The sequence below is a fragment of the Streptomyces sp. NPDC059002 genome, assembly GCF_042740435.1.
Lineage (GTDB): Bacteria > Actinomycetota > Actinomycetes > Streptomycetales > Streptomycetaceae > Streptomyces.
This window is the reverse complement of record NZ_JBHYJI010000009.1, coordinates 52,278-69,730: the sequence shown is the minus strand read 5'-3', so window position 1 is coordinate 69,730 and position 17,453 is coordinate 52,278. Positions and strand designations below refer to the sequence as shown.

Here is a 17,453-nt window from a genome sequence, read left to right as displayed (position 1 = left end):
CGTACGCCCCACTCTGCTCCCCCGGTCCGCGGCCGTCACCCGCATCCGTCGGCCGTCACCGGCCGCCGCGCTCCCCCTTCACCGCCCGCAGCACCACGAACTTCGGGTCGCTCGCCACGACCTGCGCGTTCCCGAAGAGCTTGCGCAGCTGCACGTGGTAGCCCAGGTGACGGTTGCCGATGACCCACAGCTCGCCGCCGGGGCGCAGCGCGGCGCGGGCACCGCTGAACATGCGCCACGCGGTCGCGCCGGTCGTCGCCTGATGGCTGTGGAAGGGCGGATTGTTCAGGACCAGGTCCACGGTCCCGGGCGGCACGGCGGCGAGCGCGTCCCCGGCCACGAACGCGGCCTTGGCGTCCGGCGCCGCGTTGGCCCGGAAGGTGGCCTCGGCGGAGGCGACGGCCTGGAAGGACTCGTCGATGAAGGTGACCGTGGCGTCGGGGTCGGCGACGGAGGCCGCGGTGCCGAGCACGCCGTTGCCGCACCCGAGGTCCACCACATGCGCCCCGCCGCGGGCGCGCGGCAGATGCTGCAGGAAGAAACGGGTGCCGATGTCGAGCCGGTCGGCGCAGAAGATCCCGGCGTGGTTGACGACGGTCAGGCCCGCGCCCGCCCCGGAGTCGGCAGGCAGCGTGTACGTGCGCGGCCAGGGGCTGGGCCCCGTCGCGCGGGACGGGTCCGGCGTGCAGAAGATGAGCCGCGCCTTCTGCCGGGCCAGCGAGGTCTTCGTCGGCCCGACGATCCGCTCGAACGCCTCGAGTGTCGAGGTATGGATCTCGGTGACCATGCCCGTGCCGACGACGACCGTGCCCTCGTGCAGGGCGGGCGCGATCCGGTGCAGCTGGTCCTCCAGTAGCGCGAGGCTCTTGGGCACGCGGACCAGCAGGACGTCCACGCTGCCGGGCGCGGGCGGGGTGTCCCTGCTCGTCAGGAGCCGCGTCTCGTCCGGGGTGCGGCCTGCCCTGGCCAGATTGGCCCGGGTCGCCTCGCGCGCCAGGAAGGAGTCGGTGATCTGCACGGGCGCGTACTCCGCGAGTGCGGTGGTCAGCGCACCCCAGCGGTCACCGAGGATGGCCACCGTCCCCGCAAGGTCGACGGCCGGGGCCCCCTCCTCGCCCGCGAGGTGCCGCAGCAGATAGGCGTCGGCCGCTGACCAGGCACGCAGCCGGTCGCGGGGGTCCGCGGGGAAGCGGGTGAGGTCGTACGTGCCCCATGACGTGCTCAAACGGTCGTTCATCGTGCCCTCAGGCTAACGGAGCGCCCCGCTCAGCCCGCCAGCCGCACCAGCACCACCAGCAGCGCCGCGAGCACCGCACCCGTCGCCAGCACGTGCGCGCCGGGCGGCAGACCGCGGGCGGGCCCCGGCGCGACCCGCGCCGTCTCCTCGTCGAGCCGCTGCGCGCGGGCCAGCCAGGTGCGCGGCGGATCGTTCGCCAGGACGACCCGCCACGGCTGCTGCGGGTCGTACTCGACGACGGCCCTGTCGCGGTGCAACAGGTCCTGCAGGTCCAGGGGGTGGCGCACCGCGACCCGGTAGGCGGGTCCTTCGTCGGGAACGACCGTCAGGTCGAACACGAAGACGCTGTTCCTGTCCCGTCCGTCCAGGACGGCCGCCCCGGTCCTGCGCTCCTCCGCGTGCACCGAGTGCACGACGGCGGGCGCGTAGGCGCGCGGCCCGCCGGACCGCAGTCCCGCGGCGACGCCGGGCCCGTAGCCGTCGTCGGCGAGGCCGCCCAGGACGGTCAGGACCAGTGCGGTGGCGGTGAGTCCGGTCAGGAGCACCCAGGTGGTGCCGCCGATCAGCCCCTGCGCCAGGGTGGCGAGCGCGACGGCCACGACGGCGGCGCCCGCGAGGACGGGGAGCGCGGCGAATCCGCGTGCGGAAGGAGTCAGGGCGGTCATGAGATGCGCAGCATCCTCTTGCGGGGGACGGCGACCCTGGTGCGGTCGGGATCGGCGGGCCGGTCCGCGTCGTACACGGCGAGGACGGGCCGGTCGAGGGCGATGCGCTCGACGACGGTGGACACCTGGTGCTCCTGTCCCCCGGCGTCCCTGAAGACGACGACGGCCTCGCCGTACGAGCGGCTGACGGTGCGCCAGCCCGCCAGCTCCGCCTCGGCGGTGGTGTACCTGCGGGAGAGCCTGCGCAGCACGGCGGTGCGGCGGACGCTCACGGCGGCGCCCCAGCACGCGGCGAGACAGCCCGCCCCGGCGACCGACCAGAGGAAGGTGAGCCAGGCCGACACGGAGAGGTTCTCGATGGGCAGGACGAGGTGGAAGTCGGTCACCGTCGCGCGGCCGACGCGCCCCGCGTCCACCGCGTCGTACCAGCCGATGGCCGCGGCGGCCGCGCAGAGCATGATCACCACACCCGCCGTGGCGCGCTGCAGGAACCGCGACGCCAGCAGGCCGAGCAGGATCGCGGAGCCGATCCCGACGAACGGCGCCATGCCCGCGAACTGCTCGCTGCTGCAGCCGCCCGTGCCGTCGCAGGACCACTCGACCGTCGACGCGTCGTAAGTGCTGATGTGCCACACCAGCCAGACCTGCCAGGCCATCAGGACGCAGGCGAGGCCCCGCAGTCCCTGGGCATAGGCTCTCCGCCCCACTGTCCGACCTCCGCCTTCCGCGCACGGTGGCGGCGCCACCGGCAGGACCCTATCGGTGCACGATGCACGCTGTCCGTGACACCCACCACGTCCCGCACCGGACCAGGGCCCGCCCTCACTCCCCGGCGGACTGCTCGAACCAGGTGGGGCTGTCCGAAAGGGCCAGCTTGATCCGGTGCTCCGAGAACTCGTGCAGCCGGGGCAGCGCGTCCACCTCGAACCACGCCACGTCGACCGACTCGTCGTCATTGACCCGCGCCTCGCCGCCGACGGCACGGCAGCGCACGGTGATGTCCATGTACTGGCAGGTGTCGCCGTTGGGGTAGGTGACGGGCGGCAGCGCCTGCACCATGACCACGCGCTCCACCACGCAGCGCACCGCCGTCTCCTCGTACACCTCGCGCACGGCGCACTCCGCGGGCTGCTCCCCCGGGTCCGGGATCCCGCCGATCACCGACCACTTGCCGTTGTCGGCACGCTGTCCCAGCAGCACTCTTCCCTCGTCGTCGAAGACGATGGCGGTGACTCCGGGGAGCCACAGCAACTGCTGCCCCGCGTCGGCCCGGAGCGTGGTGATGAAATCAGGAGTAGCCATGCACCGACCCTAACGGCGTCCCGCCATCGCCTTTGCCCACAACGGGTGTTACCCCTGCCGGGCCCTCCTGGCCCGCACCGCGTTCGTCACGGCCCAGCCGAGTCCGCCGGCCGCGATCAGCACGAGAATGCCCTCGGGCAGGACGCCGAGCCGGGTCGCGGGCGTCTGCGACGAGCGCAGCGGGACCTCCTCGACGAGCGTGTCGGCGGTGAACCACTTCGTCTTCGCGACCACTTCGCCGTCCGGCATGATCACGGCACTGACGCCGCTGGTGACCGGGACGGTGACGGCGCGGCTGTGCTCGACCGCGCGGATCCGGGACATCGCGAGCTGCTGGTACGTCATCTCGCTGCGGTCGAACGTGGCGTTGTTGCTCGGCACCGAGAGCAGCTGCGCGCCATGGGTGACGGTGTCGCGCACGGCCCAGTCGAAGGCCGCCTCGTAGCAGGTGGCGATGCCGACCTTGGTGCCCGCCATGGTGAAGACGCCCGGCTTGCTGCCCCGGCTGAAGTCCTGCCGCACCTTGCCGATGTCGTCGCTGAGCAGGCCGATGAAGGAGCGCAGCGGGATGTACTCGCCGAACGGCTGGATCTGCCGCTTGTCGTACGTCGACGTGGGGCCCTTCTTCGGGTCCCACAGGATCTGCTCGTTGTAGAGCTTGTCGTCCTTGGTCTCGACGACGCCGCCCACCGAGACGGGCACCCCGACGGCCTTGACCGCGTCCTCGATCTCCATGCGCGCGTCGGGGTTGGTGAACGGGTCGATGTCGGAGGAGTTCTCCGGCCACAGGACGAAGTCCGGGCGGGCGACCTTGCCCGCCTTCACCTCCGCGGCGAGGCGTTCGGTCTCGCGCACGTGGTGGTCGAGGACCGCGCGGCGCTGCGCGTTGAAGTTGAGGCCCGCGCGCGGGACGTTGCCCTGGACGGCGGCGACGGTCGCGGTGCCGTCCTCGGCCTTGTCGCTGACGAGCGGGCGCGCCGCGAAGGCCCCGGCGACCGGAACCAGCACGCTGAGCACGGCCGCGGCCGCCGCCCCGCGCCGCACGCCGCGCACGTCCAGCACGCCGTCGGCGTCACGGGCCGCGTGGACCTGCCGCACGATCTCGTAGAGCCCGAAGCCGCAGAGCACGACCGCGAACCCGAGGACGGGGGTGCCGCCGAGCGCGGCCAGCGGCAGGAACGCGCCGTCGGCCTGGCCGAAGGCGACCTTCCCCCAGGGGAAGCCGTTGAACGGCACACGCGCGCGTGCCGCCTCCCCCGCGATCCACAGGGCGGCCCCCCACAGCGGGTACCCGGGCAGCCGTGAGACGGCCGCGACGCCCGCTCCCACCAGGGCGACGAAGACTGCCTCGATGGCGGCGAGCGCGAGCCACGGCGCCGGGCCGACCTCGACTCCGGTCCAGACGAGCAGCGGCAGCAGGAAGCCGAGCCCGAAGAGATAGCCGAGTCCGAACCCCGCCTTCCAGGTCCGGCCGCGCAGACACCACGCGAAGACCGCGAAGGCGGGCAGAGCGAGCCACCACAGGGTGCGGGGCGGGAAGCTGACGTAGAGCAGCACTCCGGAGAGGGCCGCCGCGGCGGCGGGCACGAGACGTCGCAGGACACGCGCGGCACGGGAGGCCTGCGCGGGCCCCGGAGCGAGCCGGCCCGGCTCGTCCACGGGAGTGGTGGTGGCGGTCACCCGGGGAGTGTACGGCGCCTCACCTGGGCACCGACAGCGCGGTCGGCACGGCTTCCGCGCGCCCCCCGCCGTATCGTTCCTGCGCAACTGGCTCCCGGACCACGGCGCCAACCGTTAGCGTGTGGCCGAGTCCCGGACGTACGGCCGGTCCGCGCGGCGCCGAACCCGCTCGCGCCATCCGCGCCGTCCGGGGCCCGTCAGACACCGGGGGGCGACGGGGTGGGGTCAACGGGGACGGCCGCTGCGGCCGGTCCGACAGAGGCGTACGAGCGACGGGGCGCGTCCGACGCGACGGGCGTGGCGCTGCTCGGCGCGTGCGCCGCCTGGTCGCTGATCACCGCCGGAGTGCACGGTGGCAGCCCCGAAGGCGTCCTCCTCGCGGTGCTCGCGGTGGCCGCGGGCTATGCGGGCGGCCGGATCTGCGGGGCCCTGCTCCCGGTCGCCGCCCCTTGCGCGGGCGCGCTCGCGGGACTCGGTCTGGCCGCGGCCGCCCCACACGTCGCACTCGGCCCCGCATCCCCGCTCGGCCACGCCGGTGCCACCGCCGCGCTGCTGATCCTGGCGACCGGCGCGGCCTGCTGCGCGGCGTGGGCGGCCCGCACTCCCGCGGCGCGCGTGGCCCTGCGGCTGCTCGCCGCGGGGATCACCGGGGCCGCCGCCGCGCTCGGCTCCCCGGCCGGCTTCACCGGATGCGCCCTCGTCCTGCTCTGCTCCCTGGCGGCGGCACTCGCCCGGCGCAGGGCGCCCGCCCTGTCGGCCCTCGCGGTCGCGACGCTCCTGGTGACCGGGGTGTCCCTGGCGGTGGCCGACCGGACGCTGCCGGGCGGGCTCACGGCGCCCCTGGAGGGGCAGCTCGGCCGGCATCGCGTGCTGCTGTGGCGGGACGCCCTCGGGATCGCCGAACGCGAGCCCGCCATGGGCGTCGGCCCGGGTCGGTACGGCGACGTGAGTCCCCTGACGGCCGACGACGTCCTGTCCGACGGCAAGCCGCATTCGGCGCCGCTGCAGCTGGCGTCCGAGCAGGGGGTCGTCGGGGTGGCGCTGCTCGCCGCGGTGTTCTGCTGGCTGCTCTACGCCCTGTGGCGTTCCCCGCGCTCCACGCAGGTCGTCCTGTCGGCGGGCGTGGCCCTCACCGCGCTGACGGCGGTGGCCGCGGTGGGTAACGCGCTCAGCATGACGACGGTGACGACGGGCGCGGGACTGCTCGCGGGGATCGCGACGGCACGGCCCCTGACGGACGAGCCGCCGGACGGCGCGGGGACGGTCGGGGCGGGAGCTACGCCGCGTTCCCCGTGAGGCTCAGCCGGGCCCTGATGGCGCGCACCGCCGCTTCGGCGTTGTCGACGGTGACCGTGAACTTGTGTCCGTCGCCGAGGCTGAGCACCACGCCCTCCCCGCGGCGGACCACGACGGCGGTGCCCTTCTCCGGCCGCCAGCGGTACCCCCAGCCGCCCCACTGCCGGGGCGTGACGGCGGGCGCGAACTCGGCGCCGACGACGTGGGAGAGCGGGATGTGGCGGCGCGGCAGGCCGAGGTGGCCGCAGCGCACTTCGAGGGAGTCCTTGTCGACCTTGACGGCCACATGGACGAAGGCGAGCGTGCCGAAGAGCATCAGGAGCCCGACGGCGATGCAGCCGACGACGGACATGGCGAGCGGCGCGATGCCCGATGTCCACATGGAGTCGACCGCGAGCTCGATGCCGAGCGCCATGCAGGCGGCGCCCGCGCAGGCCAGCAGCCACTGCACGCGGTTGGTCGCGCGTCCGGTCCAGACGTCGGGCGGGCCGTCGGTCGCGGCCCGCTCCTCGGGGGCGTGGTCCGTCATGCCATCGAGACTACTCACGTTCCACTGCGAAGGCACCGCGTCGCGGAGAGTTACTCCTTCCGGATCACGGCCCCGGACGCCGGTGGGTACGCGGGCTCAGAGCGCCGGGCTGACCGCCGCGAGCATGCGCCCCTCGGCGTACGTGAGTGCCGCCTGGGGCAGCGGCTCCGCGCGCCCGCTGAGCAGAACCGTCAGGCCAGGGGGCACGGCAGCGGGCCGCGCGCCGGGCAGCTCGCCGATCCTGCGCAGCGCCTGCGCGGCGACCGCTCCGGCGGAACCGTGCAGGACGAGGGGCGGCAGGCCGGGCTGCTGAACGGCGGCGCGAATACGCTCAGCGACCAGCTCGTAATGGGTGCAGCCCAGGACGACGACCCTTACATCGCGCGGGGTGAGGGCGGCCGCGGCGGCGATCGTCTCGTCGATGGCCCGCTCATCGGCGTACTGCACGGCGTCCGCGAGGCCCGGGCAGGGCACCTCGGTGACGGCGACGCCGCCCGCGAACTCCTCGATGAGGCCTCGCTGGTAGGGGCTGCCGGTGGTGGCCGGGGTGGCCCAGATGGCGACGGGACCGCCGCTCGCGGCGGCGGGCTTGATCGCCGGTACGGTCCCGATCACCGGGAGGCCGGGCTCCAGGCGGGCCCGCAGTGCCGGCAGCGCGTGCACGGAAGCGGTGTTGCAGGCGACGATCAGCGCGTCCGGGCGGTGGGCCGCCGCGGCCTCGGCGACGGTGAGGGAGCGCCTGGTGACGTCCTCCGGGGTGCGCGGTCCCCACGGCAGTCCGTCGGGGTCTGAGGAGAGAACGAGCTCGGCGTCCGGCCGCAGGCGGCGCACCTCGGCGGCCGCGGCGAGCAGTCCGATTCCGGAGTCCATGAGCGCGATCTTCACCCGGTCACCATAGTCGATGGGCCCCACAGGCACCGGGGCGTGGGGCAGACTTCGGCGGATGAGCGCCGTTGCGTGGACCGCCGCCGGATCGCTTGCCGTGTGGCTGTGGCTGTTGTTGGGGCAGGGCTTCTTCTGGCGTACGGACGTGCGCCTGCCACCGCGCAGGGAACCCTCCCGCTGGCCCTCGGTCTGTGTCGTCGTCCCCGCCCGCGACGAGGCGGCCGTGCTGCCGGAGAGCCTGCCCTCGCTGCTTGCGCAGGACTATCCGGGGCGGGCCGAGATCTTCCTTGTCGACGACGGCAGTTCGGACGGTACGGGCGACCTGGCCCGCGCCCTCGCCGAGCGCCACGGCGGCCTGCCGCTGACCGTCGGCTCCCCCGGTGAGCCGCCCGCGGGCTGGACGGGCAAGCTCTGGGCGGTACGTCACGGCATCGGCCTGGCACGCGCGCGTGGGCCCGAGTATCTGCTGCTCACCGACGCGGACATCGCCCATGAACCGGACAGCCTGCGGGAGTTGGTGGCCGCCGCGGGCACGGGCGGCTTCGATCTCGTCTCGCAGATGGCCCGGCTGCGGGTGGAGAGCGTCTGGGAGCGCCTGGTGGTCCCGGCGTTCGTCTACTTCTTCGCGCAGCTCTATCCGTTCCGGTGGATCGCGCGCAGGGGCTCTCGGACGGCCGCGGCGGCGGGCGGCTGCGTGCTGCTGCGCGCGGACGCGGCCGAGCGGGCGCGGATCCCGGACGCCATCCGGCACGCGGTGATCGACGACGTGGCGCTGGCGCGTGCGGTGAAGCGCTCCGGCGGCCACGTCTGGCTCGGCCTCGCGGAGCGCGTCGACAGCGTGCGCCCGTATCCGCGCCTGGGCGATCTGTGGCGGATGGTGTCGCGCAGTGCGTACGCGCAGCTGCGGCACAGCCCGCTGCTGCTCATCGGCACGGTCGCGGGTCTCGCCCTGGTCTATCTCGCCCCGCCGGTCGCCCTGTTCGCGGGCCTGGCGACGCGGAACGTGGCCGCGGCGACGGCCGGTGGCCTCGCCTGGCTGGTGATGACCGCGACGTACGCACCGATGCTGCGCTACTACCGGCAGCCCCTCTGGCTCGCCCCGCTGCTGCCCGGCACCGCGTTTCTGTACCTCCTGATGACCGTCGATTCGGCGGTGCAGCACTACAGGGGGCGCGGCGCGGCGTGGAAGGGACGCACGTACGCGCGTCCCGACACCACGGCGGAGGCCGCGCCCGAGCAGCGCTGAGCGGTCACTTCCTGCCGGGCGTCCAGTTCATGCCCCACCCGTAGGCGTGGTCGATGGTGCGCTGCGGGCTGACGCCGCGGTCGGGGACGAGGTAGCGGGCCTCGCGCTGGACGACGAGGTCGCCGCCTTCGCTCGTGAGGAGGGCGAGCGCGCACACGGTGGAGGGCACCGTGCACTCGTCGAGGGAGAACTCCACCGGGGCGCCGTGCTGCGGCTGGAGGGTGACCGTGGCGTTGAGGTCGGCGAAGCTGCGCGCGCCCTCGTAGATGGTCACGAAGATGACGATGCGTCGGAAGTCCTTGATGTGGTCGAGGTTGATGGTGAGGTTCTCGCCACTGCTGACCGCGCCGGTGCGGTCGTCGCCGTCGAGCAGCATGTACGGGGGCTGGTGCAGCGCTCCGAAGGCGTTGCCGAGCGCCTGGACTACTCCCTTGCGGCCGTCGGCCAGTTCGTAGAGCGCGCAGAGGTCGAGATCGAGGTCGGCGTGCATGGCGACGGCCCTGCCGAGCTTGGCGCCCCACCCCTTGAACTGCTTGCGCACCTGCCAGTTGAGGTTCACGCGCATGCCGCCGGAGGTGCCGCCCTGCTTCTTGAGGGAGACGGACGGCGCGTCCTTCGTCAGGGTGACTTTGGTGAGGCGCACGGGCTCGGGCGACGCGGCGGGCGGCGGGGGCGGCGGCGCGGCCGGGGCAGCGGGTGCCGGTGCGAGGGGGGCGGCGGGCGGGGCCGGTGGGGCTGCGGCCGCGGCGGGCGGTGCGGCGGGCGCGGCCTGCTGCGGTTCGTCCACCGTGATGCCGTAGTCCGTCGCGAGCCCTTCGAGTCCGCTGCCGTATCCCTGGCCCACGGCGCGGAACTTCCACGCGCCCTGGCGCCGGTAGAGCTCACCGAGTACGAAGGCCGTCTCGACGGTCGCGTCCGCGCTGTCGTAGCGCGCGAGTTCGGCGCCGTTCGCCGCGTCGAGCACGCGGATGTACAAGCCGGGAATCTGTCCGAAAGAGCCGCCGTCGGCCGACGCCGCGAGCACCACGGTCTCGATCCCGGGCTCCACGCGCGCGAGGTCGACCGCCAGCACGTCGGTCACGCCGGCGCCGGTCCGCTGCTTGCCCTCGTGCCGCACCGCGCCGGAGGAGTGCGCGGGCTGGTTGTAGAAGACGAAGTCCGCGTCCGAGCGGACCTTTCCCGAAGGGGCCAACAACAGCGCGGACGCGTCCGCGTCGGGCGCACCGGGGCCGGTGCCCCACCCCAATTCGACCCGCACCGCAGGTGCCGGTACGGGAACATTCGATCCTTTAGGCATTGTCATGTCCGCCCCCATCGCAAGTCGCCGCGTCCGGCGGGGCCGCCGATTCGTTCATGGCCAACCTATTACCCGGAACCCGAAGTGCCGCACGGGCGCCTTCCACCGCCTTTCGACACCACGTTCGAAAAGCCGTCGGACGCCCCTCCGTCAACCGCGGGTAACCCGCCCGGAACTCGGCCTTTACACGATCCCTACGTCGTTCGGCGACCGATTTTCCCAAGTTCGCTCGCATTGGGGATCCACAGTCACTGCCGACACGTAAAACAACCCTCTTATCGGTCTCCCCAACCAGCACATCAAGGGCTTAACTTATGGAGCATGACCTCCCCCCGCTCCACCTATGGCGGCGGTTACTACTCCGCGCCGTCCTTCCCGGACACTCCGATCTACGACTCTCTCGTCGCAGAGCGGGGCACTCCTCAGATCGCCCCGATTCGGGTTCCCTCCGCGTACGACACCGGCAGTCACCTGCCCGCCCTCCCGGCCGCGCTGCCCGCGCTCCCGGCCGCCCCTTCCCACCCCAACCCGGGTTACGGCTACCAGTCGGCCCCGCAGCCCGCCCCGCTGCAGCAGGCCCCCGCGCCGTACATCCCGCAGCAGACGGCGGGCCCCCGCGGCTACCCGGGCGCCCAGCCCCAGCGGCCGGCCACCGGCACGGGCTATGAGGCGATGCGCCCGGCGGCGCCCCGCCCCGCCCCCGCGCCGTACGAGGATCCGTACAACCGCCCCTACCGCGGCTACTGATCGCCCGCGGACATCCCTGTCAGTGGCTGCTGGCAGGATGGCCGCATGTCGAAACCAGCACTTCAGTCGATCCATGTCCACCCCCTCAAGGCGGCTCGGGGGCACGCTCCGCGTGAGGCCGCCGTGGAGCCCTGGGGGCTCGCGGGTGACCGTCGATGGCTGCTGGTCGACAGCGACGGGCGGTTCGTCTCGCAACGACCGCATCCGCGCATGGCGTTGGCCGCCGTCGAGCAACTGCCCGACGGCGGCATTCGCGTGTCCGCGCCCGGGCGCGAGCCGCTGACGATCGCGGTGCCCGAGCCCATCGAGACCGTCCCGGTGGAGATCTGGCGCGACAAGGTCGAGGCCGTGCCCGCCGACGCCGCGGCGGGCGCCTGGTTCAGCGCCCATCTCGACGCGGAGGTGCGCCTCGTGCACCTCGACGCCCCCGAGAAGCGCCGCCCCATCGACCCCGCGTACGCCAAGGACGGCGAGACCGTCAGCTTCGCGGACGGCTATCCGCTGATGCTCGCCACGCTCTCCTCGCTCGACGCCCTGAACTCACTGATCGCGCAGGGCGATCACGCCGACGAGGGCCCGCTGCCCATGAACCGCTTCCGGCCGAGCGTGGTGGTGGACGGCACCCCGCCCTGGGCCGAGGACGACTGGTCGCGCGTCGCCATCGGGGACGTCACCTTCCGCGTCGCCAAGAAGTGCGGGCGCTGCGTGGTGACCACCACCGACCAGGACACCGCGGAGCGGGGCAAGGAGCCGCTGCGCACGCTCGCCCGGCACCGCCGCTTCGGCGACCAACTCGTCTTCGGCCAGCATCTGGTGCCCGAATCGACCGGAATCATTCGCGTCGGTGATCCCTTCACGATCCTGGAATGATCGCCGCCCGGGTGGGGAACTCGGGGGCGAGGCACGGACGTTGGGCGACGTGGAATCATAGAGAGGGTGACGAAGGGCGGCTTCGAGGTGATGTCGCTCTCTCTTCCCGCCACCTGAGCGTGGGCCGTGCCGTTCCGGTTGAGACGGACGCGGAAGGGGGTGCAGGACTGTGCGAGCGATCGCCGGACTCTGGCGCTGGCGGCGCAATCCGCTGCGCCGCGGGACCGACCTCGTCGAGGCCTGGCTGGCCCTCGCCGCCCTGATCCTCATCGTCGTCGCCGTGCCCGTGGCCGCGGCCGTCACCACGGATCTGACCCGCGACGCCCTGCTGACCTCGGTCCGGCACCAGCGCGAGGACCGCCACGAGCTGCCCGCCACGGTCACCCGGAAGGTCGCCTCTCCCCCGCTCGACCCCGACCCGGAGACCTCGTCGGCGCGCGACGCGCACCACCGCGTGCTGGCCCACTGGACGGCGCCCGACGGCACCGAGCGCTCCGGAGTGGTCATGTCCGACCTCAAGGACCCCGACCCCGGCGACCGGTTCCTGCTCTGGACCGACGAGCACGGCCGTGTGGTGGGCCGCCCGCTGGACAGCGCGACCGCGACGACACACGCGGTCCTCGCCGGATTCGGCGCGGCCACGGCCACCGTGGGACTCATCGAGGGCACCAGGAAGCTGCTCCTGTGGCGCATCGTGCGCGGGCGTTATGCCCGTTGGGACCAGGCCTGGGACAAGGCGGGCCCCGACTGGGGCAGGACCGGCACCGGCTCCTGACCGGCCGGCGGACGCGGTCACGCAGGTGAGAGCCTGGGCATCGGGTCAACTCGCCCTGCCCGCGCGCGCTACGGTGGACCGGCCGAACTCTTCGGCTCCTTGCGCATCGGCACAGCACGACGCAGCACAGTGACGCAAGATCCCGCGTACGACGAGGTGGGGGCAGAGCAACTCCATGGCACAGGGCACGGTCCAGGTGACGCACACCGGCACGTCGCGGTGGCGGCGCCGCACCGGCGAATACGCATCGCTCGCCGCTGCCTTGGAGGCCGCGAGCGACGGGGACGTACTGACCGTCACCGCGGGCACCTACCGCGAGAACCTCGTCATCCAGCGCGCCGTGACCCTGCGCGGCCCGGAGGGCTCCCCCGGGTCCGTGCGCATCGCGCCGTCGGAAGGCGTGCCGCTCACCGTCCGCGCCTCCGCGCTGGTGCAGGACCTGCACATCGAGGGCCAGGACTCGTCCGCGCCCGCGCTGCTCGTCGAGGACGGCGCGCCGGAGCTGACCGACATCCGCGTCGTGACGCGCTCCGCGGCCGGCATCGAGGTCCGCGGCGGCGCCCGGCCCACGGTGCGCCGCTGCACCGTCGACAACCCCGGCGGCATCGGTATCGCCGTGCTCGACGGCGGTGGCGGCGTCTACGAGGAGTGCGAGATCGTCGCGGCGGGCCAGTCCGGCGTCGCGGTGCGCGGCGCCGCGCACCCCCGCCTCGAACGCTGCCGCGTGCACCACGCGTCGGGTGCGGGGCTGTCCGCGACCGGTGAGCACACGGGCCTCGAGGCCATCGGCTGCGAGGTGTACGAGGTCAAGGGCACCGGTGTGCAGATCACCGGGCGGGCCACGGCGCATCTGACCGACTGCGACGTGCACCGCACCACGTCCGACGGCGTCACGCTCGACACGGACGCCGTGCTCACGCTCGCCGACTGCCGCATCCACGACATCCCCGAGAACGCCATCGACCTGCGCTCGCGCTCGGTCCTGACGCTCACCCGGTCCACGGTGCGGCAGTTCGGGCGCAACGGCCTGTCCGTGTGGGACCCGGGCACGCGCGTGGACGCCAACCAGTGCGAGATCCACGACAGTACGGGCGACTATCCGGCGGTCTGGGTCAGCGACGGCGCGACCGCCGTCCTGGAGTCCTGCCGGGTGCACGACGTGCCGGACGCCCTGTTCGTCCTGGACCGAGGCTCGCGCGCCGACGTCGTCGACAGCGATCTGTCCCAGGTGCGCAACACCGCGGTGTCGGTGAGCGACGGCGCGACGGCGCAGCTGGACGACTGCCGCATCCGCGAGGCCGCCACGGGCGCCTGGTTCCGCGACCACGGCAGCGGCGGCACCCTCGCCAACTGCACCGTCGACACCGTCCAGACCGGCGTGATCGTCACCAAGGGCGCGGACCCCACCCTGGAGCGCTGCACCGTCGACGCGCCGACGGAGGCGGGCTTCTACGTCTCCGCGGGCGGCCGCGGCACCTTCCACGGCTGCCGGGTCACGGGCAGCGGCGGCTACGGCTTCCACGTCATCGACGGATGTCGTACGACGCTCAGGAAATGCCGTACGGAACGGTGCGCGCGCGGCGGCTTCGAGTTCTCCGAGGAGGGGCCGGTCGTCGAGGACTGCGCGAGCGACGAGAGCGGCGGCCTGCGCACGCCTTCCGCCGCGGCGCAGGAGGCGCCCGCCGTGCAGACGGCCACGCAGACCGTCGGGCTGCTCGGCTCCGTGCCCGCCCAGCAGACCCCTCAGCCCGCAGTGCCGGAGCAGCCGTCCCGCGCCTCCACGGAGGTCCTCGGCGAACTCGACGCCCTGGTCGGCCTGGACAGCGTCAAGCGCGAGGTGCGCGCCCTCACCGACATGATCGAGGTGGGCAGGCGTCGGCAGCAGGCCGGGCTCAAGGCCGCATCGGTCCGGCGTCATCTGGTCTTCACCGGCTCCCCCGGCACCGGCAAGACGACCGTCGCCCGGCTCTACGGCGAGATCCTCGCCTCCCTCGGCGTCCTGGAGAGCGGACATCTCGTCGAGGTGTCCCGCGTCGACCTGGTCGGCGAGCACATCGGCTCGACGGCCATCCGTACGCAGGAGGCCTTCGACCGGGCGCGCGGCGGTGTGCTGTTCATCGACGAGGCGTACGCACTGTCGCCCGAGGACTCCGGGCGCGACTTCGGCCGTGAGGCCATCGACACGCTGGTGAAGCTGATGGAGGACCACCGCGAGGCCGTCGTGGTGATCGTCGCGGGCTACACCGAGGAGATGCAGCGCTTCCTCTCCGTCAACCCCGGTGTGGCGTCCCGCTTCTCGCGGACCATCACCTTCAGCGACTACCTGCCCGAGGAGCTCCTGCGGATCGTGGAGCAGCAGGCGGACGAGCACGAGTACCGCCTCGGCACGGGGACGTCCGAGGCGCTCCTGAAGTACTTCACGGCGCTGCCCAAGGGGCCCGCTTTCGGCAACGGCCGCACCGCGAGGCAGACCTTCGAGGCGATGGTGGAGCGGCACGCGGGACGGGTCGCCCAGCTCGGCGAGCCGAGCACGGACGACCTCACCCTGCTGTATCCGGAGGATCTGCCGGAGCTGGTGTGACGGCTTCCGTTCCTGACGGGGCTTCCGTTCCCGACGGGGTTTCCGTTCCCGACGGGGCTTGTGTGCCCGGCGGGCCTTCGGGCCTTGGCGCCGGAACGCCCGGCTTCAGGCGGGCGAGCAGCCGGGCGCGCTCCTCCGCGAAGACGGGGTCGGCCTGGTAGTCGCCGTGGCCGAGGATCGGCGCGGGCAGCGGGTGCGCCTCCGTACGGCCGTAGGCGAGCGGGTCCTTGAGGGCGTCGCGGTCGACCTGCGGGCCGCATTCGCCGGGCAGCCTCATGGGGCCGCCGATGGGGTCGGTGGTGCGGTAGAGGTTGCGCCAGCAGTCGACCTCGCGGTGCAGCGAGGTGAGGGCCGCCGGGCCGAAGTGGGCGGGGAACCAGCGGCCGTAGAGCCGCTCCAGGGGCGAGCCGTAGGTGAGCAGGGCGACGCGCCTGCGGACCGAGGGGCGCAACTGCCAGGCGGCGGCCGCCGCGAGGACGCTGCCCTGGGAGTGCCCGGAGATGACGAGCCTGCCGCCCGTGGTGCGCGTCCAGGCGGCCATCCGCCAGGTCAGGTCGGGCACCGCGCGCTCGGCGTAGCAGGGCGGGGCGAAGGGGTGGGCGGCGCGCGGCCAGAAGGTGCCCACGTCCCAGAGGATGCCGATGGTGCGGCGGGCCGAGGGGTCGCGGTAGGCACGGCGGCCCCAGGTGACGAACAGTATGAAGCCGACGCCGATCAGCCAGGAGCCGAGCGCCTGCGCGGTCTGTGCGGCCGCCTCCACCCAGTCGGGGGTGCCCTGCGCGGCCTCGCCCGGCACCTTCTCCGTCAGCCACGCACCGGTGAGGGCGCCCGCGCCGAACACCAGCGTCACGGCGGAGATGATGCCGACGAGCACGGGTGCCACGTCGGTGAGGGCGGCGCGGGCGCGCTTGCTCGCGATGCGGCGGGTGCGCTCGGAGTCCTCGCGCTCGTTCTCGTCCGGGTAGTCGAGCGGCACCGCGGTCATCTCGCGGCGCTTGCGCTGCAGGGTGCGGACGCCGGACCAGGCGCACAGCAGCGCGACCACGATCAGGAGCGGCGGGATCACGGACGCCTGCCAGGTCAGCAGGACCGGCGGCCCGTCCATGGTGCCGCCCGCGCCCGGCGAGCCGGGGCCGTCCAGCCAGTCGGCGACGCGCTGGGCGACGCCGCCGGACATCACGCCGCCGAGCGCGCAGGCCAGCATGGCGACGGCGGGGCCGCCGAAGCCGCGGATGGCGGTGCGGGAGTCGGGCGACGTGCGGTACAGGAAGTGCGCGACCACCGCGAGGGCGAGGACGAGGATGCCCTGCACGAGCGCGATGCCGCCGAACGTCGCGTCGCCCGGCAGCCGTCCCTCGGAGCGCCAGCCGGGGCGTGACCACCCCGCGTACAGCAGGACGAGGACGAGATGTACGAGGGCGCTCACCGGCAGCCAGCGCACCAGGGTCCTGTCGAGCCTGCGGTCGAGCCTGTTCTCACTGCGTCCCCTGCGGCACACCACCCACACCACGACGGCGCCGCCGAGCAGCAGCGTCGAGTTCAGGGTCCAGCCGAGCGCGTCGAGCGGGGCGGGGCCCCCGGGGCGCCGGTCGTGGCGGGCGGCCGAGGTGCCGACGGCCGCGGCGACGGTGAGGAACCCGGCGGCCGTGTGGGCCGCGCGCAGCCGGGCCACCAGCCTGCGGCCGTACCAGAAGCCGGGCCTGCCGAGCGCGGTGCGGCTGGTCTCCTCCTCCGGGTCGGGCTGGTGGGGCAGCGGCTGCACGGACTCGTACGCGCTCCAGGTGCGGTGGGAGAGGTACCAGAGCAGGCCGGTGAGCGCGGCGGGCACGAGCGCGGCGAGGGCGAGCCGACGGCCCGGCTGGGACCACCAGCCGCCGTGTCCGGAGGCGTCGGTCGCGAGGAAGCCGAGCCAGGCGCGGTCGGCGGTGCAGTCGGGGGTGCCCGCGCACTGCCAGGCCGTCAGGTCGAGCGCGACCTCGCAGGCGGCGGCGACGAGCAGCACGGTGAGGGTGAGGCCGGTGAGGCGGACGAGGAGGCCGTAGCCGCGCACGAGGCGTTTGCGGTGGCGGGAGGTGGGGCGCATCCAGTGCGCGAGGTTGACCACCATGAAGGGGAGCAGCAGCAGCCACAGGGCGCGGGAGCCGTTGCCCGAGGTCAGGTTGGACCAGACGTACGCCTCCGGCACGGGTTTGCCGCGGTAGTCGTCGGGGCGCTGCTCGGCGTCCGCGTCCTCCGTGCGGCGGAAAACGGCCGCCGTCTCGTCGCCGGAGATCCGCACGGTCCGCGGATCGCCGAGCATCTCTTCCGGTGTGGTTCCCCCGACTCCATGGACCAGGAGTTCCA

15 protein-coding genes are annotated in these 17,453 nt (G+C 73.6%); 6 read left to right on the top strand and 9 right to left on the bottom strand.

Features of this window, described 5'->3' with window-relative positions:
- Positions 1-55: 55 nt before the first annotated feature.
- The 5 genes from ACFWZ2_RS11070 to lnt all read right to left on the bottom strand — a co-directional run bounded on the left by ACFWZ2_RS11070 (position 56) and on the right by lnt (position 4,884).
- Positions 56-1,237, bottom strand: coding sequence for a methyltransferase (locus ACFWZ2_RS11070; RefSeq protein ID WP_384544677.1), 1,182 nt, complete (start codon positions 1,235-1,237; stop codon positions 56-58).
- Positions 1,238-1,266: 29 nt separating this feature from the next.
- On the bottom strand, positions 1,267-1,902 hold the full coding sequence (locus ACFWZ2_RS11065; RefSeq protein ID WP_384544675.1) for a hypothetical protein: 636 nt from the start codon (positions 1,900-1,902) through the stop codon (positions 1,267-1,269).
- Positions 1,899-2,609 (bottom strand): hypothetical protein, encoded by a 711-nt coding sequence (locus ACFWZ2_RS11060; RefSeq protein ID WP_384544673.1) that lies wholly within the window; start codon positions 2,607-2,609, stop codon positions 1,899-1,901. The genes ACFWZ2_RS11065 and ACFWZ2_RS11060 overlap by 4 nt, the downstream gene beginning before the upstream one ends.
- A 115-nt stretch (positions 2,610-2,724) precedes the next feature.
- Positions 2,725-3,204, bottom strand: coding sequence for an NUDIX domain-containing protein (locus tag ACFWZ2_RS11055; protein ID WP_384544671.1), 480 nt, complete (start codon positions 3,202-3,204; stop codon positions 2,725-2,727).
- Between the two features lie 48 nt (positions 3,205-3,252).
- Complete coding sequence (lnt, locus tag ACFWZ2_RS11050) at positions 3,253-4,884, bottom strand: apolipoprotein N-acyltransferase (protein ID WP_384544669.1); 1,632 nt, start codon at positions 4,882-4,884, stop codon at positions 3,253-3,255.
- A 219-nt stretch (positions 4,885-5,103) separates the two neighbouring features.
- Here lnt and ACFWZ2_RS11045 point away from each other — a divergent pair, with 219 nt between their 5' ends.
- Positions 5,104-6,180 (top strand): O-antigen ligase family protein, encoded by a 1,077-nt coding sequence (locus tag ACFWZ2_RS11045; protein ID WP_384544667.1) that lies wholly within the window; start codon positions 5,104-5,106, stop codon positions 6,178-6,180.
- Here the strand turns inward: ACFWZ2_RS11045 and ACFWZ2_RS11040 are convergent.
- Both ACFWZ2_RS11040 and ACFWZ2_RS11035 read right to left on the bottom strand, forming a co-directional pair.
- Complete coding sequence (locus ACFWZ2_RS11040) at positions 6,161-6,709, bottom strand: hypothetical protein (protein ID WP_384544665.1); 549 nt, start codon at positions 6,707-6,709, stop codon at positions 6,161-6,163. The genes ACFWZ2_RS11045 and ACFWZ2_RS11040 overlap by 20 nt on opposite strands.
- A 96-nt stretch (positions 6,710-6,805) precedes the next feature.
- Positions 6,806-7,594, bottom strand: coding sequence for a glutamate racemase (locus ACFWZ2_RS11035; protein ID WP_384544663.1), 789 nt, complete (start codon positions 7,592-7,594; stop codon positions 6,806-6,808).
- A gap of 58 nt (positions 7,595-7,652) precedes the next feature.
- Between ACFWZ2_RS11035 and ACFWZ2_RS11030 the strand changes: the two genes are divergently transcribed.
- A complete protein-coding gene (locus ACFWZ2_RS11030; RefSeq protein WP_384544661.1) occupies positions 7,653-8,840 on the top strand; it encodes a glycosyltransferase in 1,188 nt (395 codons plus the stop codon).
- 4 nt (positions 8,841-8,844) lie between these two features.
- Here ACFWZ2_RS11030 and ACFWZ2_RS11025 read toward each other — a convergent pair whose 3' ends face one another.
- Positions 8,845-10,143: a TerD family protein gene (locus tag ACFWZ2_RS11025; protein ID WP_384544659.1), complete on the bottom strand. Its 1,299-nt coding sequence runs from the start codon at positions 10,141-10,143 to the stop codon at positions 8,845-8,847.
- Positions 10,144-10,458: 315 nt separating this feature from the next.
- Here ACFWZ2_RS11025 and ACFWZ2_RS11020 point away from each other — a divergent pair, with 315 nt between their 5' ends.
- From ACFWZ2_RS11020 to ACFWZ2_RS11005, 4 genes are all read left to right on the top strand, one after another.
- Complete coding sequence (locus ACFWZ2_RS11020) at positions 10,459-10,884, top strand: DUF6643 family protein (RefSeq protein ID WP_384544657.1); 426 nt, start codon at positions 10,459-10,461, stop codon at positions 10,882-10,884.
- 45 nt (positions 10,885-10,929) lie between these two features.
- Positions 10,930-11,754 carry an MOSC domain-containing protein gene (locus ACFWZ2_RS11015; RefSeq protein WP_384544655.1) on the top strand — a complete coding sequence of 275 codons (825 nt, stop codon included), beginning with the start codon at positions 10,930-10,932 and terminating at the stop codon, positions 11,752-11,754.
- Between the two features lie 169 nt (positions 11,755-11,923).
- Positions 11,924-12,529, top strand: a complete 606-nt coding sequence (locus ACFWZ2_RS11010; RefSeq protein WP_384544653.1) for a hypothetical protein — start codon at positions 11,924-11,926, stop codon at positions 12,527-12,529.
- A gap of 175 nt (positions 12,530-12,704) precedes the next feature.
- The gene (locus ACFWZ2_RS11005; protein WP_384544651.1) at positions 12,705-15,110 is read left to right on the top strand and encodes a right-handed parallel beta-helix repeat-containing protein; all 2,406 of its coding nucleotides are present in this window, start codon (positions 12,705-12,707) and stop codon (positions 15,108-15,110) included.
- Here the strand turns inward: ACFWZ2_RS11005 and ACFWZ2_RS11000 are convergent.
- A complete protein-coding gene (locus ACFWZ2_RS11000) occupies positions 15,070-17,409 on the bottom strand; it encodes a hypothetical protein (RefSeq protein ID WP_384544866.1) in 2,340 nt (779 codons plus the stop codon). The genes ACFWZ2_RS11005 and ACFWZ2_RS11000 overlap by 41 nt on opposite strands.
- Positions 17,410-17,453 lie beyond the last annotated feature (44 nt).